The sequence below is a fragment of the Acinetobacter sp. WCHAc060033 genome (assembly GCF_004209125.1).
Taxonomy (GTDB): Bacteria; Pseudomonadota; Gammaproteobacteria; order Pseudomonadales; family Moraxellaceae; genus Acinetobacter; species Acinetobacter wuhouensis.
In genome coordinates this window covers 37,917-53,694 of record NZ_SGSW01000030.1, presented here as the reverse complement: position 1 = coordinate 53,694, position 15,778 = coordinate 37,917, and the positions used below count along the sequence as shown (strand labels likewise).

General features: G+C 36.5%; 5 protein-coding genes. 2 read left to right on the top strand and 3 right to left on the bottom strand.

Annotation, left to right across the window (positions count from 1 at the left end; all coding sequences use genetic code 11):
• Nucleotides 1–79: 79 nt before the first annotated feature.
• Both EXE10_RS13795 and EXE10_RS13790 read left to right on the top strand, forming a co-directional pair.
• Entirely contained in the window at nt 80–1,198 is a 1,119-nt protein-coding gene (locus EXE10_RS13795; protein ID WP_130113748.1) for an HlyD family secretion protein, read from the top strand.
• Nucleotides 1,199–1,301: 103 nt separating this feature from the next.
• Nucleotides 1,302–2,171: a 1-aminocyclopropane-1-carboxylate deaminase/D-cysteine desulfhydrase gene (locus EXE10_RS13790; RefSeq protein WP_130113747.1), complete on the top strand. Its 870-nt coding sequence runs from the start codon at nt 1,302–1,304 to the stop codon at nt 2,169–2,171.
• Nucleotides 2,172–2,241: 70 nt separating this feature from the next.
• On the opposite strand, the gene EXE10_RS13785 is transcribed toward EXE10_RS13790, so the two are convergent.
• From EXE10_RS13785 to EXE10_RS13775, 3 genes are read right to left on the bottom strand one after another with little or no spacing between them, the layout of a single operon-like run.
• Entirely contained in the window at nt 2,242–13,851 is an 11,610-nt protein-coding gene (locus EXE10_RS13785) for a hemagglutinin repeat-containing protein (protein ID WP_130113746.1), read from the bottom strand.
• Between the two features lie 12 nt (nt 13,852–13,863).
• Nucleotides 13,864–15,141 (bottom strand): ShlB/FhaC/HecB family hemolysin secretion/activation protein, encoded by a 1,278-nt coding sequence (locus EXE10_RS13780; RefSeq protein ID WP_165383023.1) that lies wholly within the window; start codon nt 15,139–15,141, stop codon nt 13,864–13,866.
• On the bottom strand, nt 15,119–15,574 hold the full coding sequence (locus EXE10_RS13775) for a ShlB/FhaC/HecB family hemolysin secretion/activation protein (protein ID WP_165383022.1): 456 nt from the start codon (nt 15,572–15,574) through the stop codon (nt 15,119–15,121). The genes EXE10_RS13780 and EXE10_RS13775 overlap by 23 nt, the downstream gene beginning before the upstream one ends.
• Nucleotides 15,575–15,778: the final 204 nt, after the last annotated feature.

Below are 15,778 nucleotides of genomic sequence, written 5' to 3'. Positions count from 1 at the left end.
GTTAGTTAGATACATGAAATTTGATCAATGAACACCTGAATGAAAATACATGATGCATTAACACGATTTGAGAATTTTTATGTCACAAGATCAAGATACAACTGAAAAAGAAGTGCCTACAACAAATGATGCTCCAACAACGCCATCACCATCAAGTAAGCTAATCCCTACGGCAAAACGTACGTTGGTACTGATGTTCTTGGTTTTATTGATCGGTATCGCTGTGATCATGCGAGCTTGGAAAATTGGTCCTTTTGATAGCACGATTGAGTCTACAGATAATAGTTATGTCAAAGGCAAAACCACGGTTTTATCTTCTCAAATTAATGGTTATATCAAAGACGTATTGGTGACTGATTTTGATCGTGTTAAAAAAGGTCAAGCCTTAATGCATATTGATACAACGACTTATGATCAAAAAATTACTCAAGCGGAATCAGGTGTAGATCAAGCCAATACCACTTTGGCAAATCAAACCCAAGCGATTGAACAGCGTAAAGCCGATATTGTGGCCGCCCAAGCCAAAGTGGATCAAGCCAAAGCGACTTATGAACTTTCTGTTGCTCAGTTAAATCGTTATCAACAATTGGGAAATAGTGGTGCAGTTTCTAAAACTGAGCAAGATAAAGCCGCAGCAGATGCAAAGAATAATTTAGCACTACTCAAACAAGCTGAAGCCAATGTCTTGGTTGCGCAAGAAGCCTTAAAAACAGCACAAGTTGCAGAATCAGGACTTAAGGCACAAGTCACCAATGCCAAAGCACAATTTGATCAAGCAGTGACGACCAAAGACTATAGTGTGATTACTGCACCAATGGATGGACAATTGGGTGAAGTCACACCGCGTATCGGGCAATATGTCGCTGCGGGGACACAGCTTATGTACTTGATTCCACAACAAACATGGGTGATTGCTAACTTTAAAGAAACCCAAATTGCCGATATGAAAATTGGTCAAAAGGCTTCTTTCACTGTGGATGCAATGAAACATCAAAAATTCACAGGACGAGTTGAACAAATCTCCCCTGCTGCTGGTGCTGAATTTAGCGTGCTAAAACCGGATAACACCACAGGAAACTTTACCAAAGTGGTGCAACGTATTTCTGTCCGTATTGCCATTGATCCAAATCAAAAAGGGCTTGAGTTTTTAAGACCAGGAATGTCAGTCGTAACTTCGGTAGATACTCATTCGAAATAGTGAAACTGCCCAAACATATTAGACCTAAACTCAAATCTGATTTTAACGTCAGATTTGAGTAAGATGTAACAATCTTGATTTACTTCAATAACTGATATTTTCTATGTTTGATCAAATCGCCCAAGCTATTCCCTATCAAACTATTCAGATTGATACATCGACACACCTGACCATTAAGCGCCTTGATCAAATTCATCCACAAATTTCAGGCAATAAGTTTTTCAAACTTAAATACAACTTTTTAGAAGCACAAAGATTAGGGGATAAAAAAATTATCACCTTTGGCGGTGCGTATTCCAATCATATTGCAGCAACAGCTTACGCTGCACATCGTTTTGGTTTTGACAGTATCGGCATCATTCGTGGTGAAGAGCTGGTGAATAAAGCACTCAATCATACCCTGAGCACAGCGCAACAATTTGGCATGCAACTTCAATTTGTTTCACGTGAAAAATATAGATTAAAAGACACCTATGAATTTCTACAAGAATTAAAACTACACTATTCTGACAGCTATATCATTCCTGAGGGTGGAAGCAATGAGCTTGCAATCCAAGGTTGCCACGAAATCGTGACCGAAGATGATTTAAAAAATTATGATGTGATTTGTTGTGCTGTAGGGACTGGTGGAACAATTACAGGACTGATTGAAGCAAGTGCAAAGCATCAAAAAGTTTTGGGGTTTTCAGCATTGAAAGGCGATTTTCTCACTGATGAAGTTGCCCAACTTACCAATAAGCGGAACTGGGAAATTTTAGATGACTATTGTTGTGGTGGTTATGCAAAAACCAATGATGAATTACTCGAATTTATTGAAAAATTTGAAAAACAATACCAAATTCCTTTAGAGCATATTTATACAGGGAAAATGATGATGGGAATTTTTGATTTAATTCAAAAACAATATTTCCCAAAAAATAGTCGAATCTTGGTGATTCATTCGGGTGGTTTGCAAGGGAAAAACCCTCTCTAAAAAAACATATCAAATAAAAAAAGGAGCCTTCTAGAAAGCTCCTTTTATTTTGAGGTTTATCTTAACAACCTTAATTACCAGTACTTCTTAGTGGCGTAGTTGGTACTGGCGGGATCGGCAACCTAGGTTCAGGTTTAACAATCGGTATAGCACCAGCAGGGGCTGCTTGTGGCGTTGGTGGTGTAATCACTGCTGGAGGTGTTGGCGTCTGAGGCTGTGAACTAAATAAACCTTTTAATAAGTCTAATGTGTTTGCCGTTTTAGTCGTCGTTGTTGTGTCACCAGTCGTTGTCGTTACTGTTGTTACTGGGTTTGTAGGCACCGTTGGAGCCGTGCCACCAGTATTTGTCGTACCATTTGATGTATTTGCAGAATTACTCTGATCACCTACACCTAACTTATTGGCGATTTTATTTTTTGTATCTAAGACCTTGTCTTTAGCAGATGAAAGCTTTTGAAGCGTATCTGTTCCAACATTACTTACTCCACCGCTAAAATTAAACCCAGAACTTGAATCATTTAATTTTTCAATAGTCGGTCCAGTAGAATAATTCTTATTACCATCAACTTTCGACGTATCCGTATTTTGCATCAATATTGAATTTGCATTGATATTGAGCTGGCCGCCTGTACCCGTTTCAAAGCTCGAGCCTTGATAAGTTGTTTCATTAGATTTTCCAACTGCTACATTTAATCCACCGTTTACTGCTGTACCTGGTTCTTTTGGTGGATTAGCAGCTATTGGTGTTGTAGCTGGTGCATTTGTAGGTGTTGATGAGGTCGGTGTAGTTGATCTCACAATTGGTATCGCTCCAGCAGGTGCTGGTTGTGGCGTCGGTGGTGTAATCACTGGACCAGTTTTTACAGGTGTAGTTGCAGGAGTTGTACTTGTGGTAGCAGGTGTACTTGCAGGCGTTGACGATGGTGTTGGTTTCACAATCGGTATTGCTCCAGCAGGCGCAGCTTGTGGTGTTGGTGGAGTAATCACAGGTGTCGTCGTTGTTGGCGTTTGTACTGTTTTTGAAGGTACTTTTACAGCAACATTAGCGCCTAAACCTAAATTTGAACCTGAGCTTGAACTTTTTGCTGCCATAAAACTCACGGTATCCGCTGAAATATTCGTATCTCCAGTACTCGCAAATTTCGTTCCTTCAAAACTTGCATTACCAGCATTGATATTTAATTCACCACCAGAGCTCATTGAACCTACAACCGCTGTATCTGATGCTGAATTTCCTTTTTTGAAATTAGCACTGAGACTACCGCCTCCAGAACCCGTTTTATCGGCTGTTTTTCCAGAGCCTGATGCACTTATATCTACACCACCACCAATGGTATCAGAGCTACTTTTATCCCTTGCTGCTTTAAAATCTAAAGTATTGGCTGAAATATTTGTGTTACCCAAACTTGCTAAATTCGTTCCTTCAAAGCTCGCATTGTCTGCATTGATGGTTAACGAACCTCCTGTCAATATATTGCTCACCACCGCTTGAGAAGATGAACTATTTTCCTTTTCACCTTTATAACTTAAACTACCGCTTCCTGAATCTGCTTTACCTCCAGAGGTTTCGACTTTAAGGGCTACACCAGCCTTGTGGGCTTCTGTGGTAGAACTTGCAGTATTTTGAGCAGCTTTAAAAGTAACATCCTTACCTGATATTGAAGTGTTACCACCACTTAATAGTTGTGTTCCTTCAAATGAAGCACCTTGATTCGTCACAACATTGACATTTCCTGCTGCATTGATTCCACCAACAACAGCTGTAGAACTTTGTGAATGACTTGTTGTATTGCCATATGAACCATCAAGATTTGCAGATTTCAATTTACCAGAAATATCAAATTCGGCTCCTGCTCCTGCACCGAATTTTTGCCCTATAGCTGATTTACTGGTTGTATCCGCAGCCGCATTAAATGTCAATTTGTCAGCAACAAGATTAACATTCCCTCCAGAATTAAACTGTGTTCCAGTCAAAGTTGTATTGCCTGTAGAAATGGAAGTAATGTCTCCTCCAGCATTAAAACTTGACGTTCTCGCCACGGTAGAATCATCTTGGCTTTGGTCTTTTGTTCCCTCATATTTGGCGCTAACACCAAAGCTCAAATTTGGATTTTTAGAAGCAGTTGTTGAATTAGACGTTGATGATTCTTTACCCACTTTCGCTTCCATCACCATACCTGCTGTTCCTGTTGCAGATGCAGTAAATGCAACAGTCGCATTATGGGTTTGAGAGTCTTTCGTCACTGTATGACGATCTTGTACTGCATTGTCAATAATAGTCGTTGCTTTTTGTGCAAAACCACCAGCAACATTGACTTGAGTCGCTTCATCATAAATGGTATTGGTTGCTACGCGTGTCATATTACCACCAGCAGAGAAGCTATTTCCTGTATGCGTCGTTTGAGTATCGGTTACGGTAGACTGTGAGTTTGTCGTACGAAGTCCTTGACTCATTTCAGCAGATACTGAACCAGTCGCAGTAACACCAGCACTTCCACTCGGACTTAATTTGCCAGTTGTGGCATTTGCATGTGCCTCTGCTTGACCACTAACTTCACCTTTAGCGCCAATAAAATAACCCGCTAAATGACTAGAATTAGAATTGGTTGTTTCATGTTTATCTTCTACAGCTTTATTTACAATATCTGTTCCACGAATATCGAGATTTTGTCCAGCACTTATATTTGCACCTTGGAACAGTGCTTTATCTTTGGCAACTAAACTCATATCTCCACCAGATTTGAGTGAAGAAAGGTTATGAGTAATGTCTGTGGTAGATACAGAACTTGTTTCATGTAAACCACCGAAAGTCGCCATGCCTTCAGCACCTGCACGAGCACTTACACCTGCATTTGCATTTGCATTTGCCGAAACAGGCATTGCACTGACACCCGCCTTAGCATCGGCACTCGCTTTTGCTTCAGCATTCGCACCTGCACTGGCTTTACCATCGACATAGACGCCGATTGAAGTTTGGGTTGTATCTTTACTTGAATAATCTTTATTTTGACCCGCTAAGATATTTATATTTTTAGCATCGACACCCAAGGCACCTTTCACATCTACTGATGAACCACGAACAGTCACATCGCCTTGTTCAGAAGAGATGAGAAGGCTACCATTTGAATTGATATTAGAACTTACACTCTTATCTGAGCCTTTTACTTCTTTGGTTACAGTATGTTCCATCAGCCTTAAACTTGCGCTACCCGAAGCTGAGGCTGCCACACTTGCAGTTGCTTCTGCAGATGCGCCTGCTGAAGCGGATTTAGAGTTTTTATCTGAATGTGACTCAGCACTTGCCCCTGCTTTTGCAGAAGTACTTGTTTCAGATGGTCCTTTGGTTACTTTTAAGAAAGTCGTAGTTGTCGTCGTTTTTTCATGACGTTCTTCATCTTTACCATCTAAAATATCGACACCTTGCTTACCGCTGATCAAGCTAAAACTGTCTTTATCTTTGATGTTTACGTTCGAACCTGCGATCACAACTTTCTGATCAGAGTCTACGATCAAACTACCAACATTCAAGTTACTGGCTTTATTTTTTCCTTCAAAATCTGTTGTTTCTTGAGTTTGAGTTCCATAAATACCACCACCTACACCAAATCCAGACCTAGATGAAGATGTTTTGGTTTCTTTGGTATCTTGTACAGATTCAAGGGTAAAGTTACCACCCGTTTTGGCGTACATTTGCCCTTTGACGTTGACATCACTACCTGAAATAAGGGTATTCCCGCCACTTTCAAATGCAGCATTTCCACCTAAATCTATAGTTGAACCAACATGGGTTGTGGTATTGGTATTGATTGAACCATTACCAATACTGTTGGTATCTTCATTGATCTTATCGCCTTTTTTCAAACTGGAAGTTGTTGCGGTATGATCTTCTAGCGATTTGATGTTGATGTCATTACCCGCTTTTATCGATGCATCACCTTTGGCTTTGAGTGTCGCAGCGATGTTATTGATATCTTTTGCTGCATCTAAGATCAAAGTTCCATTACTTTCAATACTTGCAGTTTGTCCAAAGGTGGTTGAATCACTCGCACTATTACCAAAATTATAAGATTTGGTAATGTTATTGATCGAACCTTCTTGTGATTTTAAGATGACATCATCACCTTTGATTTTACCACCAATGTTATTGATATCTTTTTTCACATCTGCATAAACAATGCCACCCGCAATCGTACCATTTTGATTGGTCAAGGAATCTACTGTTAATATAGTCCCAACTTTACCATCAATGACTGCACCCGATGTATTAATACCATTAACCGTTTTTTGGCTTAAATATACTTGTGGAATTAAAACTTTTTGACCTGATACAGTTCCTTCAACCATCCATACAATATCACTATCTAGTTTTGATAGTTGTTCTATCGTTAATGCCTTACCATACTCTAAACCAAGGTCTTTACTTGATGATGTCGCATTGTCGAATAATATCTTCATTTGATCTGAAGCTGAAGCATTTGCAAACAGTACGCCAGTTCCTGTCATTTGAATCAATTGCTTTTGCACCAAATTCATTTCATAACCATCATCCCCCAGTCTTTTTAACAGCTTGTCTGGGTCAATGCCGAGTTGTTCAGTTAAATAGTTTGAACCTAGGACATCTGAATTAGCACCATAGAGTGGATTAGATTCAACCAAATACTTTGAATGACTGTCTGGTGTCGCTACATATTGGCTATATTTTGTCGTTGGTATGTCTAAATCTACAGTTGGTATTTTTGTAATAGGATAAGGTTGATAATATGCAATATTAACTTTAGTTGCTTCTTTTAATTCAGGCACAGTTGATGGATTTATTACAAAACCTTCAGGAGCAGAAATATAAGTTATCCCATCGATAATATTGACAGAATAATCTTTAGTTGACGGTTTCGTAGATTGATAACTTGTCAGTGAAGTAGAATTCAAATTATTTATAGACTGAGCATTTCTGTTTTCTTTCACATAAGTTGACGGTGTGTATGCTGTAATATTTGTTTTACAATCTTTACCTAATACACCACAATTTTCTGCGGTAGTAGAACCCACACCCTTTATATTTGATCCATCTTCTCCCTGTTGTTTAATAGAATTATTACCTAGATTTTCAATAACTCCTCCATCAATAAAAACATTTCCACTCCCAGAAATCACTGAAGAACCTGCTACATCTATATTTGAGCTTAGCCCACTTGGTAAAGGTTTAAGAGCAGTGGAACTATATGTGTTTTTTACTAATTTAGAAACTATGTCTGCTGTTGTATTTAAAGTTGGTGTAATTTTATTACTTTGAGCATCTAATAAATAGACTGTCTTACCTTGATTATCGTAGACAACATTACCTTGTCCATCTAGTTGAGTTAAAAAGTTATCACTCCACCAATAAATAGTATTAAATAAAGTTGAATTTGAAGAAGAAAGCGGCTTAATACGATCATTATAATATTGCGTTGGACTATCCCAACTTTCACCAATATCCATAGGTAAAGAACCAGCAACACTTAAATCTTTCTTAAAAGCTATAGCAGTCCTGACAACATCACCACCACTATTTTTATCTATCATCAGTAAATATTGAAGTTCATAATTATGATCATCAGAAAAATCATATAAATCTATAGATCGGTTAGTAAATTTTTTTCCAGTTTTTAAAGTAATATCAACTGAACCCTTTCCAGCTTTACTATCTCCTAATGCAATAATTTTACCTCCATAGTTTTCGCCATTATCACCAATTTTTAAAATAATATTACCATTATTGGCAATAATTTTAGCTGGATCTGCTGAAGCTAAATATTTATTAGCTATGACATTATCTGTGCCACTTTTTGTAACTGTAGCTTGTTTCCATATTTCAGTAACTAACGAAGATGAAAAACCTTGATGATCATTTCCAACAGCAGGATTATGTTCAGCAGTAATTCGTGTAGTAGTTGCACGAATATTGGCATCTGTAGATGATGTTAATTTATTCCCATTTACATCATAATAAAACGAGTCTTTCTCATCACCACTCTGACGGATATCAAAATCATTTAAATGCTTTGGCGCCTCCCAATTATAATAATCTACTCTTAATGATTCCCCATAAAAATTAGTTTCATTAATAAATTTACCTTGAGTATCAATAGTAATATCACCACTATTGGAAATAATTGCAAAATTATTCATAAAATTATTTGCATATATATTTATATTTTTATCCGATGAAATCACTCCTCCTGTTGGCTTATTTATACCACTTTTCTGAGTCGAGTTATTCGTATAATTCGTTATATTCGTATAACCTTTTCCTGAATTTGATCTATCATTAGAATCTCCCACACCAATATTTAATTCTTTGTTTGCATAAATATTACCATAGTTATTAACCACATTCGAACTAAATAATTTTTTATTGATATTAACAACACCCAAACCTATAATTCCAGAATTATAATTATTAGTCAAAGTATTCGATTGAATATTTAAAATACCTCCTAAACTATGAATGAGTCCATTATTTACTAAAGTATTTGATTCCAAATTACTATTACCTATAGTCTTCACAATCCCCCCTATCATATTGGCAATACCATTTCCCGTAGTAATAGAAGAGTCACTTAAGTAAATGTTTTTATTAGCACTATTTGTTAAATTATTCTGTTTCAGGTCTAAGTTTGAGCTATTAAGTAAACTTAAAGAACCGTTATTGGTAAAATCTGATTTTAATGTTGCATTTGTACCATCTAATACCAAAATACCATTATCATTATTTAGATTTTGTAATGTCGCATTCCCTTTTTCTAAATACAGTGTTCCTTGATTATTCGTTTGCCCATTTACCGTTAAATTAGAATACTTACCAAAATAAACGGATGCACCTGCAGTGTTGTTAAACTTATCCGCTGTTACAGTGGTTGCTGAATCCTTTGGATCATTTTCTAAATGAACACTCAATGTACCTGTATTATTTAATGTTCCTAGGTTTTGAGCATCTAGATTCCAGAAGGCATAAAACCCTTTTGAGTCATTCGTACCATTGAGTGCATAGTTATCAAAATTTGTTTTCACATTTAACGTTTTATTATTAATAATCGCTCGAAGCGCTTGTATAGAGCCCTCATTGAGCAAATAATCTACTGTAAATGGTACCCATGATGTACTGATCACACCATACTTTCCACTACCATCAGTAGCGACTAAGTTCTTAATATTTTTAGCCGTTAAATGCATCGTGTCATCAACAGCACCTGCAGTCGCACTCTTGGTATATAAAGTCCCCGTATTTAATATTGTATCGTCAGCATCAATAGAGATGTCTTTATTGGCAAATACAATTCCTGAGTTTTTAACAGTTGAAGCTGTTCCACCTGTTGCATTCAATACGACATTTTTAGAGGCAACATTTCCTTTGTTCTCTATTTGCTGAGCAGTTACCGCTATATTTTCAGCTGCATTAATAACACCATTTGTATTATTTAAAACATTGCTTGCATTGAGTGAAACAGTCTTATTTGCTTGTAAGGTTGCGTTATTGGTAATCGAAGAACCAACAGGAGTTGCCTTTAACGTTAAATTACCTACACTTCCAATCGTACCATCGTTTGTTAAAGCGCCTTTTGTAACGGTTAAAGTTAAGTCTGCATTACTTGCCAACTGGCTACCTAGCTTATTGCTAAATGCTTCAGTGACAATATTCAAATTTTCGGCTGATAGAAAATTTTTATTGTTATTAAAATTCTTCAATCCATTCAATGCAAAACTTGAACTTTGCAATGTGCCATTATTGGTTAGATTATTAATATTGGTCGTTGTCAAACCCGTAGCGTTGTATAAAGCTCCACCATGTATAAGCGAATCTGCTTTAAAAATTAAAGCATTGAGAGCGTTTACCAAGGCTGTTTGTTGGGTTGTAATCGTGGTCACTGCTGTCAAATTTTGGTTTTGAGCAGAAGTGGTTCCAGCCAAATCAATTGAACTATTTTTTGAAAGTAAGCTTAACGTTTCTGTGATATTCACCTGAGAGTTTTGCAAAGTCGCCAAAGTATTGCTTGTCGTAATGTCTGCGTTTTTAGCATATACCTTTCCTGCTAAACTTAGGCTCTGGCTCTCTAAGGTTGCCTTATCATCAGAGATTGCAACAAAATTATCACCTGTAGTTAAATCATTTGTAGATTTAATATTGGTTGTTACTGCACTTGTTTGCCCATTTAAATTAATGTTGCTTCCTGCACCTAATGCCAGATTATTATTACTTATAATCAAAGAATCGATTGCGGTATTCAGATTATTTGAAGCATTAATATCTACTGTATTCGCTTGGGAAGTACCACTAATATTTATATTTTGCGCTTTCAAACTTAAATTATTATTTGCAAGTAAAGTCCCTGCTTGATTAACATCCAACTGCTGGATAGCCGTTAGATTAGTATTATTGGCTAATATTTGGCTATTTACGGCTATATTTTGAGCATTAATATTTGCTGTTTCTTGCGCACGAATATCAGATGATGCATTGATATTCAAACCATTATTTACTTGTAAATTAAGATTTTTCGAGTTTGACTTACCATTAAATATGAGATCATTTGCATTTAGATTTGCTTGATTTATCACAGAAAGCTGTGCATTGCTATCAACTGTTAATACACCAGTCGCGGTTAGGTTGGCATTTGTTGCATTCACTAAGCCATTGAGATTCGCCTGAGCTGCATTCAAATCAATGCCATCAGATGATACTAATTCTGCACCTTGATTTAAATTAACTTTATTTTGAGCATTGATTTTACTTTGTTTGGTATATAGTTGCCCATTAATCATTATATCTTTGGCATTCAATTGTGCTAAGTTCGCACTTTGCAGTTGTGCATTTTTTTCAAGATTTAAAGCATTGGCAGCTTGAATCGTTGTATTTAATGCTTTGACTTTACCCATAATGACTGCATCATTTGCAGTAATATTCAAATTATTAGATGTACCAATATTTGCAGTTTGTGCGATATTTACTGAATTATTGGCATTCAATTGTGCATCTTGCGTATTTATAGCACCTGCAACAATCAAATCATTGGCTTTAAGTTGCGCTGTGCTTGCAGTTGTAATATTTGCTGTTTGGTTCACATTCAAAGTAGACTTTGCATCTGCATTTAAATTTTGTGCCGTTAAATTACCATCAACATTGATCTTATCAGCTTTAATGTCAGTATTTTGAATTGTGGCTATCGAGCCTGTCTTCCCAACATTTGTAGCAACTTTAGCATTTAATTGTGCAACTTTTGCCGTTAATTGACCATTTGCATTGATATTCAGCGCATTGAGTTGTGCTAGTTCTGTTGCTTGTATGTCAGAACCTTGATCTAAATTCAATTGGTTTTGAACTTGTGCAGACAATTGTTTAGCTTTGACGTTACCCTTTACTGTCAAATTTGAACTGTTAAGCTGAATATTTTCTACGCTTTCCACAGCACTGTTCTGGTCTAATAAAAGATCAGTATCTGCTGTCAATTGAGTACTATTCGACTTTACACTGCCAACGATATTGATTGTATTTGCTTTCGCCTCCACATTATTCGCAGCGCCAACACTTCCGCCATTTTGCACACTTAATGAATTTTTAGCTTGAAGCACAGCATTAGAAGCAGTGATATCTCCTTGCACTGTAATATTTTCAGCATTTAATTGTGCGATGTTCGATACAGAGACCATACCAGTCGAGTTTAAGTTTTTAATCGCGGTGATATTGAGATTCTGTGCGAGCTGTTTGCCAGCCAAATCAATATTTAATGCATTTAAATTTGCGACATTCGTTGCAAAAACTAATCCACTATTTGTCGCTATCAAACTATTCGTTGCATTAATATTTGCTGTTTGAGCCTGAATTTGTCCTGCAAGAGTTATATTCGCTGCATTCAAATCAGTTGTATTACCTGCTGTTAAATTTGATTTATCAACTAATGATAATATTTGACCCGCTTTTATACTATTTGAATTTATTGAAGAAACGACTGAACCCGCATTTAATGTCGCATTGTTATTGGCATTAATATTCGCATCGTTTGAATATATCTTGCCATCAACCCCAACATTATTCGCAGAGATAGAAATATTTTTCTGAGATGAAACTTGCGCATTATGATTAATTTGAACAGTGTTCTTTGCGTTTAAATTTGTACTTTGTGCTGAGCTTTCAGCATTGAGTCCTATATTTGAAGCACTTATGTTCAAATCACCAATTTCACTTTTGACTTTAGCCTTTCCAACTGTTACATCAGCATTTTTTGAAGTTAAATTGATATTATTTTGTGCAATAACAGATACAGCATCACCAATTGACAAGTTTTGTTCTATTGTAATATTAAGACCACCTCCAATTGAAGAAAGTTCACTCAATCCTTGTGTAGTTAAACTATTACTATTTAAATTTAAAGTATTATTTACATTCAGCTTAGAATTTGTCAAATTTGTTTGTGTCGCATTATTAATTTGAGCATCACTCGCTGACTGCACAACACTATTAACCATATCTAACTGATTACTATTAATATTTAAACCATTTTCTGCATATATACTACCATTACTAGTCGCAATATTTAGATGATTATTATCAACCGAACCTAGCGCGATATTTTTAGCAGTTAGTGATCCATTGATATTTAAGTTGTTATCTACATTGTTATTATTCTGAACTGATAAATTTTGTGCAGCACTAATTTTATTGTTTAACTCAATTTTTCCAGATGCTGATAATGTGAAATCGCTGCCACTTGCTGCGACATTACCCAACATTTTTACACCGACTCCTTGATCAGAAGCAATCAAGCTGATGCGATTTGCATAAATTCCCCCAAGTTCACTGGAGTCAATCGCATAAGTTGGTACAGCTCCAACACCTTGAATTGCAGTTGCGATACCACTTGTCACGTCGTATTCATTTGCACCGGTTACAACTTCAAGTTGTTTCGCATTGATTTGTCCTTTCACATTCAGATTACGGGATAAAAGCTGAAGTAAATTTTGCCCTGTAGCATTCAACCCATTCCCATCCACAGTGATATCACCTTGGCGGATGGTATAGTTTTTAATTGAACCATCCGTATTAAATTGTGGTGTTCCTGTGGTAAGCGTTGCTCTATCTGTATTGATAAATCCACAGCCATTACACGTGATACCATACGGGTTGGCAATTACCACATCTGCTTTATTTCCAGCGACTTCAACATGACCACTCAGTTGCGAACGATTTGTCCCTGTGACTTCATTGAGAATAACTCGCGCACTTTTATCTAAGTTTTTATTGGTTTGAATATTGCCTGCAAGTTGCGTCATGACCGACAGGTTTTTCGGTGTTTGTACTGCGTTATTCAGTATTTGACCTGTTTTATCTACGTTATAGTTTACATAGCGGTTATGTGAAATACCTGCGGCATTTGCTGTTGCAATATCAATAACTTGAACACCATTATTCGCATTAAATACGCGTGTATTCCCACTCGCAACATCAACATTGGCAACTGTTTGCTGTACAAATAGCATTGCTGCAATCGGTGTAAGTACTGCAAAAAATGCCGTTAATTTAGACGTTGTACTACCAGTTCCATCTTTACTTCCAGAGGTACTTTTTCCCTTTGAACTAACAGCTTCAGAGACAACATCAAAAGCATTTTTTGATTTATTCCATACAGTTTTATAAATATGATTCATGATTATTATTCCTTAAAATGAAAAAGTAGAAGAGAAGAACACATCTGCGGATTGTTTCTTCATAAAGTTCGATTGATGAATTGGCTGTGTGGCAATCAATTCAAGCGATACATTGCTCACATTAAATGTCGTACTGAGACTGACGCTGCTGAGCTCTCCCACATAATTTGAGTTTTCTTTGTTATCTACTTTTCCGTAATCCAAGCCGAGGGTGTGGCGCCCGAATATTGGCGTTCCATTAAAATCGTAATTTTTGCTAAGTGAGAAATCATTTTTGAAAGCATAGCCATGGTCACCACTTAAACTATTTTGGTTAAATCCACGTACACTATATAAACTGCCGATTGAGAACTGTTCTGAACCATATAAAGTATCGAAAGCTTGTTGACCTGAAAAAGAACTCGATATACTGAAATTTTGCCCTAACCAATTAAAGCCTTTGAAGTAACTAATGCCATAACTCATTTTGTCAAACTGTGCTTTAGGTGCATCGGCTGACAAATCTGATTGATCTTCTAAGGCATTGAAAATTTTTAGACCTTTGGCATATCCCACGTTGACATTGACCAATCCTGACAAAATCATGTCGCTATAACTAAAACCAAGATCGAATACACTAAGTTTGCGACTACTTACTCCTAACTTAACGCCCTCAAGAAAAGCTTCTGTATCTTTGGCAGTAATCCCCGCATTCATACGGAATTGGTTGTTTAGGCCACGGTGCAATAGAGTATCAATTTTTCCTGAGAAAGTTGTGGTTTCTCCATGCGACAACAATTGATTGAAATCTGTTTCTAATGTTGTGTCATATTCAGAACGGGAAGCACTAAAGTTAAAAGTGTTGTATCCCAACGGGATGATATACATCGCACTGCCTGAATAAGAATCAGTATGATTAATTTTAAAAGGCAATGAACGGTTATAAGTCACACTGAATAAATCATTCAATCCTAATGGATTATCTAGACTTAAACCTAATGCTGCTTGATTTTGACCAGTACTATCTTGACCTTTATTGTCATAGGTAAAATACCCATTCCAGCGCTTTGATGGGTCATTATCAAATACAACAATACTTTCTCCTGGCTGATTGCCAGGAATAATTTCCATTTTCGTATTATTCGATTGTAGGCGATTAATTTGGTCAATTGCTTGTTCTAAATCTCTCAGGTTGAGTGGCTTAGATTTGACATCACCCAATGCTGTATCAAGAGAAAGTGTACCCTGTGCTCGATCTGTTACCTTTAACTCAGTCAGTTTACCTTCTTCAACCTGTAAACTTAAGTACACCAGACTTTAAGTCTTGTTCAGGAAGATAAACACGTGAAGTCACATAACCTTTATTTAAATATGCTGCTGTAATTTTCCCCATAAGCACTTCAATTGCACGTGTTCCCATACATGTATTGATATAAGGTGCAACCAATTGACTTATTTTCTTGCTAGAAAGTAAATGATAGCCACTTACATCAATTTGATGAATGGATAAACAAGGGCCCTGATCAGTTGCAGATACTTCTGGGGGAGCAACATCTATACGTGTTGGCGGTTTAGTTGATTGTAATATTTGTTCTTGTTCATATTTCTGTCGTTGTTGCAATTGTTGTTGAATACGATCATTTTCTCTTGCTGCAATCTCTGCAGGAGTCTCAGCAGCATATGCCATGTGGCTCAAAAAATAAATCATTGAAGATATCAATAATTTCTGAGTTTTTAATTCCATTTCCATTCCTTGTTTATAAATCCACTTTGAGTACACAATAAGTAAATGCGTTTTGTAAAATTTATAAAACTTATTGTAAGTATGAGTTAATTTACCTGCAATTTATGACTAAGAATTAAGTTTGTATATACCTGAAATTGGGTATTTTTTTAATTATTTAATAGCTTTTAACGATTTATAATTAACATTACTCAAACAAAATAA